Below are 23,478 nucleotides of genomic sequence, written 5' to 3'. Positions count from 1 at the left end.
AATATGAATCACTTCATAAACCTGACTTACTTTAGTGTGAGACTCTTGATACTTTCGCTATCTGATCCGAGGATCAGCTCGCTTTCATCAAGCGCCCACACTTATCGGCTGTTAATTTTTAAAGAGCGTTTCTGCGAGGAATCTGAGACCCCTCGGCAGCGCTGCGTTTTCAGCAGCAGAGAAGTGAGATTATGAACCGTTTTTCGCAGCTCGTCAACAACTTTCTGAACGACTTCGTTGCGACTGCGGGGCTCACCTTCCTGCGCCGCCGCGGCTCGTTACCACCGAACCCCAACAGCACCGCTTCCCTTTCTCCCGCGCCGCGTTTCCGGTAGCGCGAAAGAGGCGTGATTCTAAGCACCCGCCCCCCATCCACGCAAGCTCTTTGTGAAGAAACTTTGAAAAGGCCTCCGTGCGCTGTCGCGCACGGAGGCCTTGGGCTCGACGGGCCGGAAAGGACAACGCGCCGCCCTCCAAAGATATGACGAACACCTCTCTTTCTTCCGTATATAGAAAGAGGCGGAACGGGCGAGGAACCTGGCGCGGTCGAGTATCATGCCGCGACCGAACCACGCACTCATATCGATGATGGACAGCACGACTCAACCCGGCGACACCGACCTTCGCGACGAATATGCAGCCCTGCGCGAGCGTGCGATCCAGCTGGAACAACAAGTCCCGCCGCTTCTGCAACGCATCTCGGACATGTTGCCGCGCATCAGCGGCGAATCCGAACTCGCGGACACGTATCGCGAGCAGCTCGTCGGCGCGCGCAATGCGGCGCTAGTCTCGATCGAAAACTATCAGCAGGCGATTCCATTCCTGCAAACGGCCGACTCGATCATCGAGCAGCTGGACAAGGCGCCCGAGCGCGACGAAGACATCGAGTGGCGGGAATCGCTGCTGCAACGGCTGGACGAACTGATCGACGTCGCGGTCGTGATGATCGACGATGCGGACAGCTACTTCGAGCACGCCCAAGCCTGCGACCTGTCCAGCGTGCCGAAATCCATCCTCGAGGATTAAGCAGGCTCAGCCGGAATCACGCGGTGCACGAGCTTCACGTCGTGCCCGCCGACAGCCGTTCTCATCCTCCCGCACGAAACGGCTTCCCCGCGATCGCCGCCTGGCCCGGAACCGCGCGTCGCCGCTACGGCGCATCCAGCACGATCGTCTGGCTCATCATCGGCACGCGGATATAACCGCCCGCCGCATCGCCATACGCATGCGCGTTGCCGTCGATCACGTATTGCGCCGTCAACGCACACAGGGCGGCGTCTCGCGCATCGACGGAACGCAGCGTCGACACATCGATCCCCAGCCGCTCCAGCAATTGCCGACGCTGGTTGCGCTTCTGCTTCGCCGACGCCACGGCCTTGCCCAGCATCGCGCAGGTGATCGCATACGGATAGGTTTCGAAACTCGCGCGCCCGCCCGCGTAGCGCGCGTCGGTCAGTAACGGATAGGCGTGCGCGAGTGCACGGTAGACGCGCTCGCCCATGAACATCCAGTCGAAGAAGCCCGACGTGCTCGCGATGGCCTGCTCGCGCGACGGCGTCGGAAAGCACGAGATCCGTTCGCGCGCGAGCGCCTGTTCGGCCGCGCGGCGGCCGCTCCCCGTCCACCACAGGCTCGGCGCGTCGACGCCGACGGCGATGACATCATGGGCGAGGCACAGTGAAGGCAGCGACTCGGGCGCGACCCGCGCTTCCTGGCAGACGATCGTCGAGCCACGCAGGATCACGAGATCGCACAGCTTCCTGTCGCCGCCGACGTCGACACCCGCCACCGCGGCCGGTTGCCGTGCGGCGGATCGGACCGATCGCATGCGCGCGCCTCAGTCCGCCGGCCGTGCGGCGTACGCGGCATCGAAGATCGCCTCGAGACCGGGATGAACGCCGCGCATCGGATCGACGACCGACTTCGCCCAGTCGAAGTACGCCTGCTTGCGTTCGAGCGGCCAGTCCGCGGGCGGATGCCGGGCGATGTCGCGCAGGTTGCAGATCTTGTCGGCCAGCTTCACGAGCTTCGCGCGCCGGCTGATGGTGGCGGCGTGCTCGACCTGCAGACGCTTGCGCTCGTCCTTCGGCAGCGACTTGTCGTCGGTGACTTCCATCACGATGTCCGCCACGTCCTTGCCGAACAGCCGCAGCAACTCCTGCTCGGTCGTCTCCGTATCCTCGACCGTGTCGTGCAACACGGCCGCGACGATCACACGCTCGTCCTCGATGCCGGCCTCGTTGGCCAGCACGTCGGCGAGCGCGATCGGATGATTGATGTACGGCGACGCCTCTTCATCCTTGCGTCGCTGATTGCGATGCTTGTCCGCCGCGAACGCAATCGCGGCTACCAGCTTCTTCATATTCTCACCCCTCGTGTGGCCAGACCCGCGACCGTTGAACCGGCCGCGTGCGTTTCGGAACCGCTCATACTACCTGTACGCACCGCCCGTTCCCGTGCGCGGGCATCCCGACGCGCCCCGCATCACGCGCCGGCCGGCGCGCGCTGCAACTCGACCACGTTGACGCGCGCGCCGAATACGTCCCTCACGAGCGGCAACAGGTGGTCGTGGTGCGTCAGAAACAGCACCTGGGTGCGCGTCGACAGATCGCGCAGCGCCTCGAGCCCCGCCTTCGCACGCGCATCGTCGAAATTGATGAACAGATCGTCGGCGACGAACGGCAGCGCCGTGCGGCTGCCGAGCTGCAACTCCAGCGCCGCGATCCGCAGCGCGAGGAACAGCTGATCGCGCGTCCCTTCGCTCAGCCCCGCGACCTCGACCGACGTTCCCCGCGTGCGCCGTGCATACAGCGCGGGCGGCGTCCGCTCGGTATCGACGGTCAGCTTCGCGAATTCACCCAGCGTGAGCCCGGCGAAAATCTCGCCCGCGCGCCGGAGCATCGGCCCCTGCTTCTGGTCGCGGTAGCGATCCGTCGCCCACTTCAGCAAGCGGCTCGCCGTGGCCGCCTCCAGATACTGTTCGGCCGCGTCGCCCATCGCCGCCAGCGCCTCCTGCCGTTTCGACTCGGCGACGGCCGCGCTCGCCTGGCCGTCGATCGCGCCGAACGCCTGGTCGGCCACGACCTGCTGCTGCGCCAACTCGTTCAGCCGCTTGCCGATATCGGCCAGCGACTGCTTCACCGCTTCGAGATGCGCCGGCACGTCGGCAATGTCCTGTTCCGCCACCTCGGCCTCGACGGCGGACCGGGAAAGCCCGTCGCCGTCGCGCACCAGCGCGTCGTGCGCGGCATCGACCGCCTGCCGAAGCTGGCGCTGGCGATCCGAGCGCTCGGCCAGCGGCAGCGCCGCGTCGATCGACGCGACGCCGGCCAGTTGCAGCAGCGGCTGGATGCGCGCGTCGGCGCCGGCCACCGCGGCAGCCGCGTCCGCGACCTTGCCGTCGGCCTGCCGCACGGCCTCGTCGGCACGATCGATCGCACGGGCGATTTCCCTGGCGGCCGCGAGGCGCATCGTCAGCCGGCGCGCCACGTCCAGCCAGTCGCCGCTCGCCAGCCATTCCGGCGCGAGCGCTTCGGCAAGCCGCCGTGCGCCGGCCTCGAGCGCGTTCAGCTCCGCGCGGATCGTGGCGATCCGGTTGCGCGGCGCATCTGCATCGGCCAGTTCGGCCGTCACCGTGTTCGCAAGCCCGAGTGCACCTTCCGCCGCGGCCAGCGTCGTCGCGCTCGCGGACAGTTTCGCGTCGGCCAGCGCGTCGCGCCATTGCGCTTGCCACGCGTCGTAAGCCGTTTGCGCGTGGTCGACCCGCGAACGCGCGGTCGCGCACCCGCGTTCGGCCTCCCGCGCACGATCGTCGAGGCTGTCCTTCTGCGCGGCCGCTTTCTCGGCCGACTGGACGAACGTCTCGGCGACGGCGACGAGCGCGACCAGCCCGTCCGACTCGCCGCCTCGCGATACCTTCGACAGCGCCGCACGCAGCGCGGCTTCCGCGCCGGCGCGGGCAGCGCACATCGTGTCGAATTCACGGCGCTGACGATCGAGATCGGCCTGCGCGGCGAACACCGTGTCGCGCTTCGCGAGCCAGTCGCCCATCGCCGCCAGCGGCATGCCGGGCACCGCGGCCGCCGTCGCGAGCGCGGCCCACGCGTCACGATGCGCGGCGAGCTCGCGCTCGCGTTCGTCCAGCGCGGCCTGCCTGCGTGCAACGCCGGCACGCGCCGATTCGACCTGCTGGCGCAGCGACTGCAGCGTCGCCGCGGCCTGGGTCGCGCCGAGTTGCGCATCGACGAGCTCGTCGGCCAAGCGCATCGCGTCGTCGAGCGCCGGTGCGCCCGCGGCGAGCTCGACGGCGCCGCTGCGAATCTCGCCCCACGCGCCGTCGCGACGCGCACGCGCCGCCAGCACGTCGGCGGTCGTGACGACCTTGTGGTTCTCCGCGAAATGCTTCTCCTGCAGTTCGAGCCGTTCGAGCTCTTCGAGCGCGCCATCCCGCGCGTCGCGCGCGGCAGCGGCCGCGCTGGCACGTTCGCTGTCTTCCTTGAGCAGCGCGCCGAGCCGCGCCGCCGACGGCACGTCGAGCGCACGCAGCGCATCGACCGGCATGCGCCACTGGCCGAGCGCGTCGAGCGCGCCGGCCAGCGTGCGTTCGGCGGCCGCGATTTCATGCGCCAGCGCCTGCTCGCGCGCGCCGCTGTTGCGAAAGCCCTGCGCATCGGCCAGCGCCGCGCGCAACGCTTCCGGCACGTCGACGGTCGACAGGCGCGCTTGTTGTTCCCGTACCTGCGCCAGCTCGCGTGTGCGTTCGTCGAGCGATTCGCGCGCGCCGGCGAGCGCCTGGTGCAGCGCGCCGTGTTCGCGCAGCAGGTTCGCGACGGTCTTCAGCGACAGCGCCGTCGGCAACGCGGCGCGCAGCGACGCTTCGTCCGCCGGCCAGCCGAGCTGCGCGGCCGCCGACAACGCGGCGGACAGGTGCCGCTCGACGTCCGCGCCGAGCAACAGCAGATCCTGCGCGTGATTCGTGCACGCGGCGCGCAGCCGATCGAGCGCCTCGATATCGGCTTCGAGCGCCAACGCGTCGACGTCCGCGGCGATCGCATCGCGCGCCTGCCGCTTCGCGAGCAGGTCGGCCCGCCGCTCCTCGAGCACCTTCTGCTCGGCCGCGAGATCGCCCTGCGCCTTCAGCAGATCCGCATACGCGGTCGGCGGCAACTCGATCACCGCGCCGAGTTCGGCCAGCGCCGCATCCTTGACCGTCAGCTCCTTCAGGTACGGCGCGAGCCGCCGCACGCGTTCGAGCTTCGAGCGCAGCCCTTCGAGCCGGCGCTGTTCCGCCCGCGCCTGCTCGATCTGCTGCTCGACCGCTTCGCGCGCTTCCTTGCGATCGACCCAGTCGCGCGTGCGCACCTGGACCGCCTTCAGTTCGGCCACGGCTTCGTTGAATGCGGTTTCGGCCAGCGCAAACGCGCTGCCGCTGCGACGCGGCGCCCACAATTCGAGCGCGCGCGCGTCGAGCTCCTCGCGCACCGGCCCGAGGCTGCCGACGCCGGCAGCCGATTCGAACAGGACCTGGCCGAGCTTGTCCGATGCGTCGAGAATGCTGCGCCCGCCATCGACCAGCCGCCCGTGATCGAGCCCGAACATCTGCTCGAAGAATTCGCGCGTCGCGCCATCGAGAATCGACGCCAGATAGTCGTCGGGCAGCTTGTCGTCGGCAGGCGTGCGCAACGGACTGCGCCCGCGCGCACGGTGGAACACGAATTCGCCCGCACCGCTCTCCAGCACGCCGCCGATCCGCAGTTCGGGCGTGCTGTGCAGGAAATCGAGCGGCGTCTGCAGCTTCATCCCGAACAGCAACTCGGACACGGCCGTGCGGATCGTCGACTTGCCGGCCTCGTTCGGCCCGACGATCGCATGAAAATCCTCGCCGGCCGACGGGAAACGCAGCGTCTCGTCGGTGAACTTGCCGTACTTGATCAGATCGAGCTGGCGGATGCGCATCGCTTACTCCCCCCTCGCCAGCCGCGCGAGCAACGCGGGCCCGACCTGCTCGACCAGCGCCGTCAGTTCGCCCGCGCGCGCCAGCGTCAGCAACGGCACGTCCTCCTTCACGTCGCTGCGGACCTTGCCGACGAACGGCTTCAGGTCGCGTTCGAGCAGCGCGAGGAAATCCGGATCGTGCGCGGCGTCGGCCAGTATCTGCTTCAGGTCCTCCAGCGCTTCGAGCGGCTCGCTTTCGCCCGGCTGCCGATCGGCGGCGGACGTCGCGAGCCGAACCTTCTCCAGCCACAGCCGCTCGTTGCCGATGATGCCGATCTGGTTCAGCACCTCCGCACGCAACTGCGGCGCGCGGCCGAAAAAGAGGCCGTGCGCGGGCGTGCGCCCGGTGACGGTGACGCGCACCGCGCGCGGCACGTGGCCGTCGACCGTCAACAGCGCCTCCAGCGACTGGCCGATCTTTCTCGACAGATCGGCCACCGACAGGCAATCGGACGCATCGACCGACACGGCTTCCCAGCGCAGCACGTCGAGATACAGACGCTCGACCTGCGTCCTGCCTGGCTCGACCGTCACGAGCACCGCGCCGCGCCGGCCCGTCTCGCGGATATGGCGCCCCTGCAGGTTGCCGGGAAACACGACGGTGGACGGGCCCGTCCATTGCTGGAATTCGTGCACGTGGCCGAGCGCCCAGTAGTCGTAACCCTTCGCGTGCAGTTCGGCCAGCGTGCAGGGCGCGTAGTTCGCATGCGCCGCATACCCTTCGAGCGCCGTGTGCAGCACGCCGATGTTGTAGTACCCGGGCACCGGGTCCGGATAGCCGATCGCGAGATTGTCGACGACGGCCTTGTCCTTGAAGCTCTGCCCGTGCAGCGCGACGTCGAATTCCGGCAGCGTGAAGGTCTCCGGCTTGCGGTGGCCGAATACGGTGACGTTGTCGGGCAGCGTCAGCTTCTTCGTCATCTCGCTTTCGGCATCGTGGTTGCCGCCGAGGACGAACGCGCGGATGCCGGCCCTGCGCAGGCGCCCCATCTGCTGGCCGAAGAAGATGCCCGTGTTGTGATCCTTCCAGTCGCCGTCGTACAAGTCGCCCGCGATCACGAGGAACGCGACTTCCTCTTCGATCGCACGATCCACGAGTTGCCGCAGCGCCTCGCGCGACGCGTTGCGCAACTGCGCGGCCGGCGCGTCGGGATACGCGCTCAGGCCGTGCAACGGGCTGTCAAGGTGAATGTCTGCCGCGTGGATGAACTTCACGAAGGTTCCTCTGTTTCATGGCGAAGGGGCGACGCCGCTCGCACGGGCTCGCCCCGTCCATCGTCGTCCCGCCGGCCGCGGGGCCCGCCGCAACACATGCGACACATGCGGCGCGGCGGCCGGACCGGATCATGCCGCCCGTTGCAAGCGGGTCGGGATGGTACCTGAAAGCGGGTCGCGATATGCCGTTCCGCGTCGGTCCGGATGGTGGGCAAGCACGCGATACCGGCACGAACCGACATTGTGCCGCAGCACGGGCGGGCGACGGCAAAACCGCGCGCCGTGGAACGGGCCGCTCACGAAACGGTGGCCGCGCAATCGTGCGGTAGGGGCGATTGCGCTTCGGATCGTGTTTCGAGCGAAGCGAAACGGTAACGGCACGGCATGGAACGGGCGGCAGGAAAACCCACGGAATCGCCCGCGGGCAGCGCGATGCCCCGCGGGCGCCCGGCTACATGCCGTTACTCGCCGCGCGGAACGGGCGGCGGCGCATAGCCGTTGTCGTTGCCGGGAAACGGATTCGCATTGCGGCGCAGTGCGTCCTCGTCGTTTTCCTTCTGCGCGAACAGCGCGACGCCGATCACGCCGACGTTCGCGACATCGCCGTACTTCGCGTTCGCGACATAGCTGTCGGGCACGGCCGCAAAGCGGAACGCGGCGACTTCGTCGCGGCTCTTGCGAAAGCCTTCGATCGTCAGCGTACGGCCCGGATACAGCACGTAGCCGCCGTTCGTATAGCTGCCCGGCCGCCCCGACCGTACATCGAGCCCGTCGACCGTCGACACGACTTCGAACGCGCGGCGCCCCTGGTTGCGCAACACGATCATGTAGCGCGAGCCCTCGACGCCCGCCATGTGCCAGCGGCCGTTGCTGCGCGCGAGACGCAGCGGCGCGCCCTTCTCGTCGGCAAACGACAGTGCGATGTCGCCGTTCGCGAGCGCGACACGGGTCGGCAGCCGGCGCACCTGCGACGCGGAAAGATGGCCGGGCAGCACGTCGTTGTAGTAGACCGACGCGAGATCCGTCGGATTCGCCGGATCCGCGCGTTCGAATTCGACCTGCCGGGTTTCGGATCGCACCGATTCGCCCCACGCGGTACCGAGCCCGCGGCGTTCGCCGGCGTCCGGTGCGGCGGCCGGCGCGGCGGCGCTGGAGGATGGCGCAGACGGCGGCGGGGCCGCGCAGGCGGCCAGCCAGAGCGCGCAGGCGAGCGCGAGCAGACGGAACAGGAGGGTCATGACGTGATGCCTCGGAATGTTATCGGACCGCGCCGGGCGGGCCGGAACGGCGTTTTCGTATCGTCTGTCGTCACGGTGTCGATCGGACATGCCGGCCCGTGCCGGCCGGCGCCGCCATCGCGGCGGCCGGCTGTCGGGGAGCCCTGCTATTTAAGCATGGCGCGCGGGCAATGGGCAGGGGGTGCCCCGATCCGGGGATGGATCGAATGCAATACTTCCCGGCACGCACCATTCGACGAGGATCGCTCGTCGCGGCCCGACGGCGCCGGCTTCAACTTATCGTCTTGCGCCCGGCCGCGCCGGCGAGCCGGCCGTCATGCGGTGACCAGCCTTTCATGCGGGCGCTCGAGAAAACCGTCTTCGTAAAAGTAGTCGAAGAACGTACGCAACCAGTCGTTTGCCGGACGCAGGCTCGATGCGAGCACGTCACCCGCGAGCCGCTTCAGTTGGGTGACGTCGATCGGAAGAATGCGCCCGACCGTCGGATCCGCAACGGGGTTCAGTTTTCTGAGGACCGGGATCAGCATCGAAAGCGGATGCGCCGGGTCCAGCCGGACATGTTCCGCCAGCGCCGCGAGCCACGCGTCGTAGCTCATGCGTTCGATCGCGAACCCTTCGTCCTCGATGAAATCGACCAGTGCGTCGAGCGAGTTCCAGCGCGGGTTGATCACATGCACGCCCTGCCCTGCGGCGGTCGGGTCGAGCGACGCGCGTACGATGATCCGGCTGACGACGTCGACCGGAAGGATGTTGTCGAATCCGACGTCGCGCGGCGCCTTTCCAAACACGATGATGCCCTTGATCAATCGGCAGAACAGGTCGTCCAGGTTCATCCGCCCGCTCACGGCGTGCCCGACGATCCGCGCCGGACGATATACCGTGACGGGAACGCCGCGCGCGTGCGCCTGCGCGAGCAATTGCTCGGCGACCCATTTGCTCTGTTCGTAGCCGCTCGTCAGGTGTTCGTGGAACGGCACGGCGAGCGTTTCCGGCAACGCGTCCGAATAACGGTCGAGCGTGCCGACGGTGGACACGTAGTGAATCGGCGCCACTCGATGCAGGCTCGCCAGCCTGACGATGTCCTGGGTCGCCAGCACGTTGACCTGCTTCAGCGTCGCGTACGGATAAACGAAGTTGACCAACGCCCCGTTGTGGTAGATCGCGTCGATTTCAGCGGCGAGCGCGTCGAATGCCGCCGCCGACAAACCGAGGTTCGGCTCGGCAAGGTCACCCGGCACGGCGACGATCCGATCGCGGTGCCGCGCTTCCCACAAGCCATGCGACTGCATCGCGGCCTCGATGCGCCGTACGCCCGCCGCTGGCTCGTCGGCGCGAACCAGGCACATCACGCGTGCGTCGGTCGTCGCGAGCAGCGTATGAAGCAGGTGCACGCCCAGGAATCCCGTCGCGCCGGTGAGCAGCACCGTGCGATAAGGGCGCCACGAATACGGCTGCCGTGTCTCGATTGCCGGGTCGAGCCGGGCTTCACCCGGCAAATCGACGATCGCCGTATCGCGACGCACATTGCCGTTCGCGATACTGGCAGCCAGACCGGCGATCGTCGGCGCGGCGAGGAGCGTTTCCATGTCGATCGCATGCTGAAGCCGCTCGCCGATCTGATACAGCATCACGGTTGCCTGCAGCGAATCCCCGCCGAGATCGAAGTAATTGTCGTGAATGCCGATGCGTTGCTGCTTGAGCAAGCCGCACCAGATTTCGTGAATCGCCGTTTCCACCATGTCGCGAGGCGCCGCATGGCGATCGTGCTTGCGCACCTCGACGTCGCCGGACAGGAGCCGGACGCGGTCGATCCTTCCTGTCGCGGAACGCGGCAAAGCGGCGAGCGCGACGATCGCGCCGGCCGACAGTGCCGGCACGCCGCGCTGTCCGGCCAGCCGGCGCGCGATGTCCGCGGCGTCGGCCGTCGCGTCCTGATGAAAAAGCGCATAGTCCCATTCTCCGCTTTCGGCGATCCGCTCCACGAGCGCGACCTCGTCGACACCCGCGCGCCGTGCAATGTCGGCTTCGACATCCAGCCAGTCCGCCGTCCATTCCTCGGAACATGCGCTCCGGTCGGGCAGCCGCGTATGACAGCCGCGCTCCGTCCGCCACGCGCCAAGCGTCGTGCGCAGCCACGTACCGTCGCGCGTGACGGTCAGGCTGCCACGGTCCGGCTTGCCGTTGCGCAACATCGAATCAGGTACCGAATGCCCCGACACGACGAGCGTACCGAGCGCGTCCGTACCGGCCCGGTTCAGATGGGTGTCGGCGACGAACACCGATTCATCCGCGGACACCACGCCCGATTCGAAGCGATCGAATTCGTCGGCCGATGAAACCGCATGCGGAAGCGACCACGCGGGCCAGCACAATTGCCGGAAGCGTTGCGCGCGCGGCGCGAGCTCGGCGAGTCGCGCGGCGTCCGCACGCGTCAGCGAGCGTGCGTCGGCCATGATCCAGTCGGTGCGAAGCGCGCCGGCCGACAGGGCGGAGGATGCGCGGACGATGTGACGCGTCGCCTCCGGACTCAGGACGATACCGTGCCAGTGCGCATCCGGAGACGCCGCTCGCGGCAGAAACGCGGGATCGCCGGCGCTTGCGAGCTGATGCACCGACAATCCGGCGCTCAGCGCGCCCAGTACCGCCCACAACGCCGTATGGGACAGCGGCCCCTCGCCCAACGCGACATCGCGCGACGTGCCGCCCGGTAACGTCCGTTCGAACGCGCGCGCGGCTTCGATCAGTTGTGCGTGCGTATAACGGATGACGCGCCAGTCGCCATCGACATCGCGCCGCAGCAACGAACAGGCGCCCTGCCCCGGATCCGAATGATCGTCGCGCGTACCGTCGATTTGCCCGTACATCGGGTCCTGCTCGTCGAAGACGTAACACATCACACCGGTCAACGGCGTATGCTGCGCGGTCGTCACGCAGCTTCGCAGCGGTTCCGGCGACCAACCGCCATCGACGACCGCATCGAACGCGGACGACGGCAGGTTCGGGTCGGTCATCACGCAATCGACGCCATACGTCAGCCCGGACAGCAGCAACACCAGCCCGGAGACGGGGTCGTCGCATGCGATCAGCACGCGCTCGCCCGGCCGATAGCCGAAACGCCGCCATTGGCGAACGGCGCGCTGCACGCGATCGGCGATCATTCCATAGGTGACGCCGTGCGCGCCGACCGGCGAATGGCGGGCGTCCAGCCGGGAAAAGGCGATTTGATCCGGCGCGCGAGCGGCATGCGCGGCAATCCGCGCCGACAACGTCGCGCCGCCGATCGACGCATGTTCGGATGCGTCGGACGCCCTGCCGGCCCCCGTCGACGATCCTGCATCGAGCACGAGATCGCCCACTTTTCGCGGGGTCGCGCCGACCAGCATTTGAAGTAGCCCGCGGTATTGCGCAGCCATGCGCTCAATGAACGCCGCATCGAATCGGGCCGTATCGTAGGTCAACTGGAACGTCAGCGTATCCGTCGGCAATACGACGAGCGCCAATGCGTAACTCGTTTCCTCGACGGCACGCGGGTCGTCGATCCGCCACCCGCAACTCGCGGCGAGCCGATCGAACGCATCGCGGCCCGGGTAATTTTCGAATACGTAGAGCGTGTCGAAGAGCGATTGCTGGCGCGGCACTTCGCTGCATTTCAATACGTCGGTGAGTGCGCTGTGCGCATGCTGTTCCAGCCGTTGCGTATCGGCCTGCAAGCGTCGCAACCAGTCGGCCATATCGAGCTCGCCGTCGAGCGTCGCGCGCCACGGAAGCGTGTTGATGAACAAGCCGGCCATGCGTTCGATGCCGTCCACCTCCGCGGCACGCCCCGATACGACGATGCCGCCGACGACGTCGTTGCAGCCGCCGTAGCGCGCGAGCAGCATCGCCCACGCCCCCTGGCACAGCGTATTGAGCGTCACGCGGGCGACGCGGCATGCCCGGCCGGCCGTCTCCATCCATTCGGCCGGCATCGTCTCGACCCGCGTCGAGCGCGTGCGGCGCGCCTCGGCGCCGGCTGCGGCATCGCTTGCCGGCGCCGGAAATACCGACGGCGCGAATCCCGCCGGCGTGCGATAGCCGCGCAACAGATCGCGCCAATAGTCGAGCGAACCGTCGCCATCCCGTGTGCGCAGCCACGCAACGTAGTCGCGATAGTCGCGCGCGATCGCTGGAAGCGGTGTGTCGGGGCGTGAATAACGCTGAAAGACCTCGCCGAGCAGCAAGGGCATCGACCAGCCGTCGAGGATCGCGTGGTGATAGGTCCAGAGGAATCGATGCCGTTCGTGACCGAGCTGGATCAGCGTGACGCGCATCAGCGGCGCGACGCTGAAATCGAAGCCGCGCGCACGATCGCTCGCCAGCAACTGTTCGAATCGGTCGGCTTGCTCGTCGGCCGCCCGATCGCGCCAGTCGATCACCTCGAACGGCAATCCGACCGTATGCCGGACGACCTGCAACGGTTGCTCTTCATGCAGGCGAATGAACAAGGTCTTGAGTGTGTCGTGGCGATGCACGACCGTCTCCCACGCGCCGCGGAATCGCTCGAGGTCCAGCGAGCCGTGCAGCACGCAGGAAAATTGCTCGACGTAGACGCCGGAGGCCGGATCGAGTCGCGAATGGTGGAGCATGCCTCGCTGAAGAGGCGTGAGTGGGTAAATCGTGTCGACGTTTCGGGTCATCCTGAGTTCCTGTTGCGGTCATGCTCGACGAACGCGCGGTATCGCGCGCCGCCTCGTTCAGCGCTCGAGTGCGTCGATTTCATTCAACAGCGCGTCAAGCGCATCCTGGTCGACATCGAGTTGAGGAACGTCGTCGGGTGTCAGGCCGCCCGCTCCGTCGGCGCTGCAATGACGAATCAGCGTCGTCAGCGCCTCCTCGACGCGGCACATGAGGCAGCCGATGCTTTCGTCGACGCCCGGCACCCCGAAGAAGCCGGCCTCCACGGTCAGCCTGCCGCGCGACACGTACGCGACGATGTCCAGCAGGTGCGTGCGCCGCTGGCGCGGGCTGCGGATGCCGGGCGCCGGTTCGGGCGGCCCGCCGTACAACGGCGACGACGGCCCCGACAATTGCTCCAGTTGACCGAGGTAGGTAAACAGGATCGGCGCCCGCGGAAACGACGTCAGTGCCTCGTCGCCAGCCTGCGGCTTCGTGTCGAGATAGCGGAGCACGCCATAGCTCGCGCCCTTGCGCGGCACCTCGCGCAGTCGTGCCTTGACCGACTTGATGAGCGTCGACGGATCCGCGACCGTAGCCGGCGTGTCGATCAGTACCGGATAGATCGACGTGAACCAGCCGATCGTGCGGCTCAGGTCGACCGCGTCGCCGAGTGCGTCCCGGCCGTGCCCCTCGACGTCCACCAGCAGCGCGTCGCAGCCGCTCCATGCATGAAAGCCCGCGTGCAGCGCGGCAATGAGCAGATCGTTGGCGTCGGTTCCATAGGCACGCGGCGCCGTGGTTCGAAACGCGTGCGTCAGATCGGCATCGAGCGTGATCGCGCAACTGAGCGACGATTCCTGATAAGCATGCTGAACGATCGAGGTCAGCCCGTGACGCATCAGCGCGACTCGTTTCGGCCCGGCCAGTACGTCGCGCACCCGTGCGTTCACGCTTCGCCAGTAGCGACGATCGTCGTCGAGCGCATCGCCCTGCGCCAGGGCAAGCCACTGGTCGACCCATGCCTTCACGGAGGTCGTCTTCGGCGGCAACGCCGCCGCCGTGCGGGCACGCAGCCGCAGATAGCAATCGGCCAGATCCTGCAGCAGGATGCTCCAGGACACGCCGTCGATCGCCATGTGATGGACGACGATCAGTAGCCGGCTGCTCGACACGCCGGTGCTTTCGAGCCACCTGACCGCCATGAGCCGGCCGCCCTCGAGGTCGAGGCCGCTCTGCGCCGCGTCGATCGCCGCGCGCCACGTGCGTTCGCAATGCCGGCCGGCCGAGTCGATACACGGAACGATCGCAAAATCGACGGTATCGGCGCCGCCGTCGCCGGCAAACGCGTGCCGCATCCCGTCGCCGTGCGCGACGAAATGCGAGCGCAGCACGTCGTGATGGCGCACGACGACGCGGAGCGCCTCGGCCATGATGTTCGCGTCGGGCGTCTCCCCGAGCGGAACGAGCAGTGCCTGGTTGAAGTGCGACCGATCGACGTCGACGCGCTCGACGAACCATTGCGCCGCCGGACCGAGCACCGTCTCGCCGTGCACGGGCCCCTGATCGACGTCGAGACCCGGCGTCTCGCGCACCACCGTCGCCAGACCCGCCACGGTCGTATGCAGGAAGATGTCCTGCGGCTTCAAGTACATGCCGTCGAGCGCGGCCCGCGATACGATGACCGCGGCGAGAATCGAATCGCCGCCCAATTCGAAGAAGTCCTGATCGACGCCGACCGAAGGCTGGCCGAGAACGTCGGCCCAGATCGCGGCGAGTTTGCGTTCGATGTCGGTCGACGCGCTACGGTCGCCCCGCTCGCGCGCGCGAGGCGGCGGAAGCACGCTTGCATCGAGTGCGCCGCCCGCGTCGAGCGGCAGCCGGTCGAGCACCATGATCGCGTCAGGGTGCATCGAATCCGGCAACGCATGCTTCAATGCCGAACGAACCGCGTTTTCGAGTGCATGCGCATCCGCGTGGCCATCATCCGCGACGAGATAGGCGACCAGCATTTCCTGTGTGTCCTGAACGACGCACGCGCATGCGACGGCGGCCACGCCGGGGACCGCGGAGATGGCCTGCTCGACCGTGCCGATCTCGATAGGCACGGGCCGGTGATGCGCCACCCGTAGCGAAGGATCCACGCACAGCAGGGCGTCGCCGCGGCGGACGACCGGCACGCCGGTGGGTATCAGCATCCGGTCCGGTGGCGCGGTTTCGATTGAAGCTCCCCCAACCGACGCACGGACGGACGCGCCGTCGAAGAAATGCAGTGTGCCGGCCTGACGATCGTCGGCGAACGTACCGGACGCGCCGAGCGCGAACGCAATGCGCCCCGGATACGACGGCGCCAGCAATTGCCAGCCTGCCGGCCCCGCCGCGAACGCGCACAGCGCCGAACCGGCGTCCGCGCACCGCACCGGGACGAAGTACGCCGCTGTGGGTGCCCGGCTGGTTGCGGCGAACGACGTCAACGGGTGCGGATGCTCGCCGTAAGCCACGAGCGCGCGTGCTCGCCCGATGCCGGCAACATCGGCACGCTGCAACAGAAGCGACGGCAGGATGAGCGACGGGCCGTCCGCGAGCAAGCGGTCGAGTTCGGCGTACGCGATCTTCGCGACCGCCGGATCGCCGGAAGCAAGCGCTTCGATCGACGCCCGCCCGGACAGTCGCGCCGCGCCGCCGACCACCACGGCCCGGGCCAGCGCCGCTGCCGACAGCCCGCCATGCGCGCCATGCGGAACGAGCACCGTTGCGTGGGCGTCGAGATGGAGCAGTTGACCGACATAGTCGAGCAGCGGCTCGACCGCCGACGCTTCGCCCGCGGCAACGCCGTCGCCACGCGCGGCGACATCGCGCGCATGCACCACGTCGATCGCATCGATCTCCCAGCCGGACCAGCCGTCGCCACGCCCGCGGCACACGGCGTCGGCCGTGTCGCCCGACACGGTATGGCACGCGCCGACGGCGCGGATGGCGAGCAACGCGACCGCGCGCTCGGCGACACTGCGCATCCGGAGTTCGACACGTTTGCCGACACCGATCCCGGCGGCATCCAGTTGCGCACGAACGGCGCGCACGGCATCGTGAATCTCACCGTGGCGGATCGCGCGATCGTCGAATTGCCAGACCACGCGCGATGCATCCTGCGTCATATCGGACTCGGCACAGCCGGCGCGGCCGACGAACGCATCGGCCGCGGCAATGCGGTTTCGCGCATCGTCGACAGGCTCGGCCGCGAGCGCGTACTGGCGCAAAGGACGGCTCGCATCGGCCACCACCTGTCCCACGAGGTGTGCATACTGGCTCGCGAATCGCTCGATCGTTCCGATGTCGAACAGATCCGTATTGAACGTCCAGGCGGTCAGATAGTCGTCGCCGAGATCCTGCACGTTGAGCGTCAGGTCGTGTGTCGCGCCACGCGTACCGGTGCTCGATGCGGCGAGGCGTTCGCGATAGAACGGCGCGCCGCTGCCGCCTTCGGCCGCGAAATCGCCGCGAGCCTGGTTCCAGTTGTACATCACCTGGTAGATCGGCGATCGGCTCGGATCGCGCGCCGGACGCAGTGCATCGACCAGCAGCGGAAACGGATAATCCTGGTGATCGAGCACGCGCAGCATCATGTCGCGCGTGCGTCGCAGCAGCGCGTCGAACGAATCGTCGGGCCGGACTTCACACGCGAGCACGACCGTGTTCACGAAATGACCGACCACGCTTTCGCTGCCCGGCGCATTGCGCCCGGAAGTCGGTGCGCCGATCATCAATCGCGCCTGCCCGGTATGAAGGTGAAGATGCAGTTGGTAGACCGCGAGCAGCAGCATGTACGGTGTCACCCGCAGCAGCCTGGCCGTGTCGCGCACCTGATGCGAAAGCGCCGCCCCGAGCGGCCGGTCGTAGATGCGGCCATGCTCGGTTTTGCGCGGCGGGCGCAACCGGTCGGTCGCCAGGCTCAACACCGGAAATCCGTGTGCCAGCTCACGCCGCCAGAACGCCGCGAGATGCTCGCCGTCCGCCCCGTCGAGCCGCGCGCGCTCGTGTTCGACACAATCCTTGTACTGCACCGGCAGAGGCGGCAACTTCAGCGGCTCCCCCGCGCAGGCGAGCCGGTAAAGCGCGCGCAGCTCGTTGAGCAGGATCTCGAGCGACCAGAAATCGGCGGCGATGTGGTGAACGTTCAACAGCAGCACCACGCGAATCGCGTCGGCACCGTCGTGTTCGTTCAGCAGCAGCTTGAGGCGGATCGGCGACTGCGTCAGGTCGAACGGGCGATTCGACTCTTCGTCGATCCACCGGCGGATCGCGGCTTCGTCGGCCACGAACACGCGATCGACCGAGAACTGGGCGCGCGCCTGCGACCCTACCTGCTGACGCGGCTCGCCGTCGATCACGCGGTACGCGGTGCGCAGGATCGGGTGGCGTGCGATCAGATAGTCGACGCAGCGGCGCAGCGTGGATATGTCGACGTCGTCGTCGAGGCGCGTCGCGTATGTCACGTTGTATGCCGCGCTGTCGGGATTGAGCTGATGCAGCGACCAGAGCGACTTCTGCGCAAACGAAAGCGGGTAGGTGCCCGCCGTTCCCGCAAACTGCTCGAGCAGCGCGATGAGCGTCGCCTTGTGGGTCTTCAGCTCGTCGACGAGCGAAGGTGTCACGGCGCCCTTCGGCGCCTTGTATTGCAGCTTGCCGTCCTGGGTCCACAGCTCGATTCCGCGCCCGGCCAGTTCGTTGATGAATTCGATCGAGCTCACAGCTCTCCTCCTTCCATTTCCACGCCGAACGTCGCTTCTGCGGACACCACGTCGATCCGGTCCACGGCGCGCGGCGGCGATGTGCCATCGAGCGCCCGCGGCTCGCCGCGATCGAGCGTCGCCACGATGGTGCGCACGACGTCGTCGATGGTCGCGCCTTCGAGCAATCGTCCGAACGGGACGTCGACGCCCAGCTCGCCGCGCAATGCATTGCGGAATTCCGCGGCCATCAGCGAATCGAGCCCGAGCTCGATCAGCGGGATATCCGGCGCGATCCGCTCGGTCGACGTATGCAGGGTCGCGGCGATCGCATCGGTCAGGTATCCGCGCAGCACCTGCATGCGCGCGTCGTCCGGCAACCCCGCCATGCGCTCGCGCAAGTCGGGGCCGGCACCGGCCGGGCGATTCGCCGGCGGCGCCGGCGGCACGAGCGCGGACAACAGCGTCCCCATCGCCCGGCTCGGGCTGCGCTTGATCAACGTATCGACGTCCACGCTCCAGATCTGCGTCTGCCCGTCGGGCTCGGCCACCAGCGTGTCGAACAGGCGCAAGGCGACGTCCGGCTCGATCGGCTCGAGGCCGAACGATGCGATGCGGCGCAGTTGCCGCGCGTCGAGCTGATCGACCATCCCGTTGCCGCCCCACAGGCCCCAGTTCATCGTGTGTCCGGGCAGGCCGTCCTGGTTGCGCAACGCCGTCAGCGCGTCCACGTAGGCGTTCGCGGCGGCGTACGCACATTGTCCCGGCGAGCCGATGCAGGCCACGATCGACGAAAACGATACGAAGTGCCGAAGCGGCAGATGCGCGGTCGCGCGATGCAGATTCAACGTTCCCGCGACTTTCGGCGCGAGCACCTTCAATACGTCGGTCATCGGCTGGGTGGCAAGCAGGCCGTCATCCAGCATGCCCGCCGCATGCAGGACGCCCACGAGCGGATGCGCGGAATCCGCCTCGAGCGCATGGACGAGCGCGTGCACGTCGGCGGCCGCGGCGACGTCGGCCGCCACGAATTCGACGATCGTGCCGTGCGCATCGGCGATCGAGGCCAGCCGTGCGCGTTCGCTGTCGGCGGGCAACTGACGGCTGGCCGACACGATCTTCGGCACGCCGTTGCGGATCAACTGCTCGATCACCCGCGTGCCGATCGCACCGCGCCCGCCCGTCACCAGATAGGCGCCGCGCGCGAGCGATTGCGCCGCGCCGGCGTCGCGTGCGACGAGCCGCGGGACGTATACGGCGTCGCCATGCGACACGAACTGCGTCTCGCCGCTCTGCGCGGCGCCCGCCAGCGCAGCCAGCGCGCTCGCGCACGACGTCGCATCCGGCGCCGGCAGATCGACCGCCAACACCGGCATGTCGCCGCTCTCGTGCATCAGGCTGCGGGCGATGCCCCAGGCGGCCGCCTGAAACGGCGACACGCGCGCGTCGATGCCCGGCACGCGCTGCGCCGCCTGGGTCACGATGCATACGGTCGGCGGGCCCTCCGGCCAGCGGGCCGACTGCACTTCGCGCCAGACGTTCGCGAAGCGCCGGTAAGCTGCGCCGACAGCGGCGAGCTCGTCTTCCGATGTCGCATCGTCGATTGACGGCCACGTGTAGAGCAGCACGGTGGGTCGCGCATCCAGGCCTGCGAGCGCCTCGTCGAGCGCAGCGCGAATGCGCCGGGCGCCGTCCTCGCCGTCGAACGGGTCGTTGGCCGGCAGCGCCGCGATCGCACATGCGTCGCCGGCGCCTTCACATGCATGCGGCAGCATCGCATCCAGCGCGGAACCGTTGCCGATCAGCACGACGTTCGCGCGTGCGCCGGCCGCTTCATGCGTGAGCGCAAGCGGGCGCCAGACGAGCGTGTTCAGCGCGACAGGCCGCGCGGCCGGTTGAAATCGGCGCGGGTCGACGGCCATCAGCCGCAGTCCGGAGACGACGGCGACGCAGCAGCCCGCGTCGTCGTATAACCAGAGATCCGCGGTGGCCAGGCTTCGCTTCACCCGGGCTCGCACCGCGCACCACGCCGCCCGCACGCCGGGCATCGGCAAGCAGGCGATCCGTTCGATGCCGATCGGCACGAAGGCGGTGTTCAGCTCCGCATCCCACAGCGCGCCCGCGACGGCCTGAAACGCATTGTCGAGCAGCGCCGGATGAACGATGCGGACGAGGTCGTCCGTGCCATCCGGCTCCATGTCGATTCGAACCAGCGCCGCATCGCCGCCTCGCGACAGCGCGCGAATCGAGCGAAACGCGCCGTCATACGCGAGGCCGGTCGCATGCAAGCGCGCGTAGAAGCCGTCGACGGGCAACGCGTCGCGGCATTGCGCGCGCCATGCGTCGAGCGCCGGCACGTCGGGGACGACGTGCGCCGTCCCGATCCGCGCGGCGCATTGCAGCGTCCATTCGGGCTCGGCGGCGGCCGTGTCGTGACACGCGTGAATGTCGATCCGCGCGCCTTCGTCGCCCGGCTGTTCGGCACCGGCCGCGTGCACGACGGTGCCGAACGTCACCGCCTTGCCCGGCTCCAGCGTGAGCGCGTGATCGAACGACACCGCTTGCGCGACGAGCCAGCGGCCGGCCGCGGATGCCGCGTCGGCGCCATCGCGTCGCGATGCGGCATCGAGCAGCGCCTCGACGAACCCTGCCGCCGGGAAAACGAGTTGCCCATGCACCCGGTGCCCGCCCAGAAACGGCAGATGCCGATCGGACACCTGACTCTCGTAGCGACGCGGGTCCGATCCCGGGATCGCGAGGCGCCGGCCCAGCACGCCGCGATCGGCGGCCCGACGCGGGTCGGCCGCGCGCGTCAGCACGTGCGCCCGCTGCGCCGGCTCCCGCGCATTCACCCAGTAACGGGATGCTTCGAGCGGGTACGGCGGCAGCACGCCGCGGCGCGCGGCCTGCCGCATCGGCACACCGGTGCGGGAGCGCTCGTACGCATGCCAGTCGACACGACGGCCGCACATGTAGACATGGCCCAATGCGCGCAACAACTGCTCGGTCTCGCGCCCGTCGCTGTTCATCGATGGCAGCGCGATCACGTTGTCACGGTCTGCCCGCTCCGCCATGCATGCGGTGACGAGGCTCGAAAGCGTCTTGCCGGGCCCGATCTCGACGAGCGTCGTCACCTTGTCGTCGAGGAGCGCGCCGACACCCGCGCGGAAGGCCACCGTGGCCCGGACGTGCTCGACCCAGTACGCGGGGTCGCACAGGCGCTCGGCCTCGAATCGCCCCGTCACGTTGGACACGATCGGAATCGCCGGCGCGCGATACCGCACGGTCGCGGCGACCGCGCCGAATTCGGCCAGCATCGGCTCCATCAGCGGCGAATGGAATGCGCGCGATGCCGCCAGCGCCTTCGTCGCGATGCCGCGCGACGCGAACAGCCGCGCGATCGATTCGATGGCGTCCGGATCGCCCGACACCAGCACGTTCTCCGGTGCGTTGTCCGCGGCGATCGCGACCCGTCCGGGGTAGTCGCGCACGGCATCGGCGACGTGACGCACGCTGGCGAACACCGCGAGCGCGCGGCCCGGCGCGGTGAGCGTATCCATCAAGCGCCCGCGCGCCGCCACGAGGCGGCAGCCGTCCTCGATCGAGAACACGCCGGCGATGCACGCAGCCGCGTACTCGCCGATACTGTGGCCCATCACGACGTCGGGCACGACGCCCCAGTGCATCCACAAGCGCGCGAGCGCGACTTCGAGCGCGAACATCGCAGGCTGCGTGTGACGCGTGTCGTCTATCCGGTCCTGATGGTCGCCCCACAGCACATCCGCGAGCGACAGTTCTCCTTGCGCCTCGATATGACCATCGCACGCGTCGAATACGTCGCGAAACGGCGCGAAATCCCGATAGAGCTGCCGAGCCATCCCGGCGCGCTGCGCGCCCTGGCCGGTAAACAGGAACGCAAGGCGGTCGCGAACGCCCCCGGGCTGCCCGCCCCGGACGGTCGTGGCCCGCGCCGCGTCCGACAGCGCATCGAGCAGCGCGTCGCGAGAATCCGCGACGATCGCCACGCGATGCCGATGACTGTCGCGCGCGACGCGCAGCGCGCTGGCGACCGCGTCGGGCGCCAACGATGCGTGTGCCCGCACGTGCGCCGCGCAGTCTTCGATCGTCTGCTTCAGCATCGGCGCCGTGTGTGCGGACAACGGCCAGATGTCGTGACGCGCGTGCCCGGCTGGCGCGACGTCCGCAGCGGGTCCCGCAGCGCGCGCCTCCTCCCACGCCTCGACGATCAGATGCGCGTTCGTGCCGCTCATGCCGAACGAGCTGATCGCCGCCACGCGCCGGCCCGGTCGCGACGACGGCCATGCCGCATGCTCGGTCGCGACGCGAATACGGTTGGCATGCCAGTCGACGTGCGCGGTCGGCGTATCGAAATGCAGGTGCCGCGGCAGTTCGCCCTTTTGCAGCGCGCAAACGACCTTCATCAGCCCGGCGACCGCGGCGGCCGACTCGAGGTGCCCGATATTCGTCTTGATGCTGCCGACGTACAGGTCGCCGGTGCGATTCGCATCTCGGCAGTACACGTCCTCGAGCGCACGCAGCTCGATCGGATCGCCGAGCGGCGTGCCGGTGCCGTGCGCCTCGACGTAATCGACGTCGGCCGGCGATACGCCGGCGTGCTCGAGCGCCTCGCGGATCACGTCGCGTTGCGCACGGCCGTTCGGTGCCGTCATCCCGTTGCTGCGCCCGTCGTGATTGACGGCGGAGCCGCGGATCACCGCCCGGATCGGCCTGCCCTGCGCGCGCGCATCGGACAGCCGCATCAGCGTGACGACGCCGCAGCCTTCGCCGCGCACGTAGCCGTCGGCGGCCGCGTCGAAGGTCCGGCAGCGACCGCTCGGCGACAGCGCCTGAAGCTCGCTCAGCGCGATCGTCATCTCCGGCGACAGCATCAGGTTGACGCCGCCCGCGAATGCGACATCGGACTCGCGGGTGCGCAGGCTGTGGCACGCCAGATGAACGGCGACGAGCGACGACGAGCACGCGGTGTCGAGATGCAGCGCCGGGCCATGAAATCCGAACAGATAGGAAATACGTCCGGCCGCGAAGGGCCGCGCGGTCCCGAGCGACGTCTGCGCATAGCTGAGCGCGTCGCCCGACACGCTCTCGCTGACACGCGCGTAGTCGTCGACCGACGAGCCGACGAACACGCCGGTTCGGTACGACGCGATCGTTTCTCGCGAAAAGCCGGCGTCCTCGAGTGCACGCCACGTGCATTCGAGCAGCAGCCGCTGCTGCGGATCGATGTGCGGGGCCTCGCGCTCCGACACGCCGAAGAATCCCGCATCGAAACGATCGACGTCGTCGATGAACCCGCCATGCCTGCTGTAGCTCGTGTCGCGACGGCCCGGCCGCGGATCGTAGACCGCATCGGTCCATCGGTCGGCCGGCACGGGGCCGACGGCGTCGGTGCCGGCCGCGAGCATCGACCAGAGCGCGTCGGCGGAATCCGCGCCGCCGGGCAGGCGGCAGCCCATGCCGACGATGGCGATCGGCTCGTTCATCGCGCTGCGCGTCTGCGCGAGTTCGCGTTGCAGCGCGTCTATCTTCAGCAGCGCCTGCTTCACGGGGGTAAGGGGCGCGGCAGGCGCCCGATTGGACTCGATCATGTGTACAACTCCAGACGTTCGCGG

Annotated in this window: 9 protein-coding genes; 1 reads left to right on the top strand and 8 read right to left on the bottom strand. The window is 68.4% G+C overall.

What is annotated here, in order from left to right:
* Positions 1-555 precede the first annotated feature (555 nt).
* Complete coding sequence (locus QZM15_RS32920; RefSeq protein ID WP_059583818.1) at positions 556-1,026, top strand: hypothetical protein; 471 nt, start codon at positions 556-558, stop codon at positions 1,024-1,026.
* A 124-nt stretch (positions 1,027-1,150) separates the two neighbouring features.
* On the opposite strand, the gene QZM15_RS32915 is transcribed toward QZM15_RS32920, so the two are convergent.
* The 8 genes from QZM15_RS32915 to QZM15_RS32880 form a co-directional block, all read right to left on the bottom strand.
* Positions 1,151-1,828: a DUF429 domain-containing protein gene (locus tag QZM15_RS32915; protein WP_302107954.1), complete on the bottom strand. Its 678-nt coding sequence runs from the start codon at positions 1,826-1,828 to the stop codon at positions 1,151-1,153.
* Between the two features lie 9 nt (positions 1,829-1,837).
* Complete coding sequence (locus QZM15_RS32910; RefSeq protein ID WP_059583821.1) at positions 1,838-2,362, bottom strand: HD domain-containing protein; 525 nt, start codon at positions 2,360-2,362, stop codon at positions 1,838-1,840.
* 122 nt (positions 2,363-2,484) lie between these two features.
* Positions 2,485-5,955, bottom strand: a complete 3,471-nt coding sequence (locus tag QZM15_RS32905; protein WP_104013482.1) for a YhaN family protein — start codon at positions 5,953-5,955, stop codon at positions 2,485-2,487.
* Positions 5,956-5,958: 3 nt separating this feature from the next.
* Entirely contained in the window at positions 5,959-7,209 is a 1,251-nt protein-coding gene (locus tag QZM15_RS32900) for a DNA repair exonuclease (protein WP_059583824.1), read from the bottom strand.
* A gap of 461 nt (positions 7,210-7,670) precedes the next feature.
* Positions 7,671-8,447 (bottom strand): hypothetical protein, encoded by a 777-nt coding sequence (locus tag QZM15_RS32895; RefSeq protein WP_089466019.1) that lies wholly within the window; start codon positions 8,445-8,447, stop codon positions 7,671-7,673.
* A gap of 314 nt (positions 8,448-8,761) precedes the next feature.
* The gene (locus QZM15_RS32890) at positions 8,762-13,123 is read right to left on the bottom strand and encodes a thioester reductase domain-containing protein (protein ID WP_302107953.1); all 4,362 of its coding nucleotides are present in this window, start codon (positions 13,121-13,123) and stop codon (positions 8,762-8,764) included.
* A 57-nt stretch (positions 13,124-13,180) separates the two neighbouring features.
* Complete coding sequence (locus QZM15_RS32885; RefSeq protein ID WP_302107952.1) at positions 13,181-17,848, bottom strand: condensation domain-containing protein; 4,668 nt, start codon at positions 17,846-17,848, stop codon at positions 13,181-13,183.
* Complete coding sequence (locus QZM15_RS32880) at positions 17,845-23,454, bottom strand: type I polyketide synthase (protein WP_302107951.1); 5,610 nt, start codon at positions 23,452-23,454, stop codon at positions 17,845-17,847. Before QZM15_RS32880 ends, QZM15_RS32885 begins: the two co-directional genes overlap by 4 nt.
* Positions 23,455-23,478: the final 24 nt, after the last annotated feature.

This window comes from Burkholderia sp. AU44665 (assembly GCF_030504405.1).
Taxonomy (GTDB): domain Bacteria; phylum Pseudomonadota; class Gammaproteobacteria; order Burkholderiales; family Burkholderiaceae; genus Burkholderia; species Burkholderia semiarida.
This window is presented reverse-complemented; position numbering and strand designations above follow the sequence as displayed.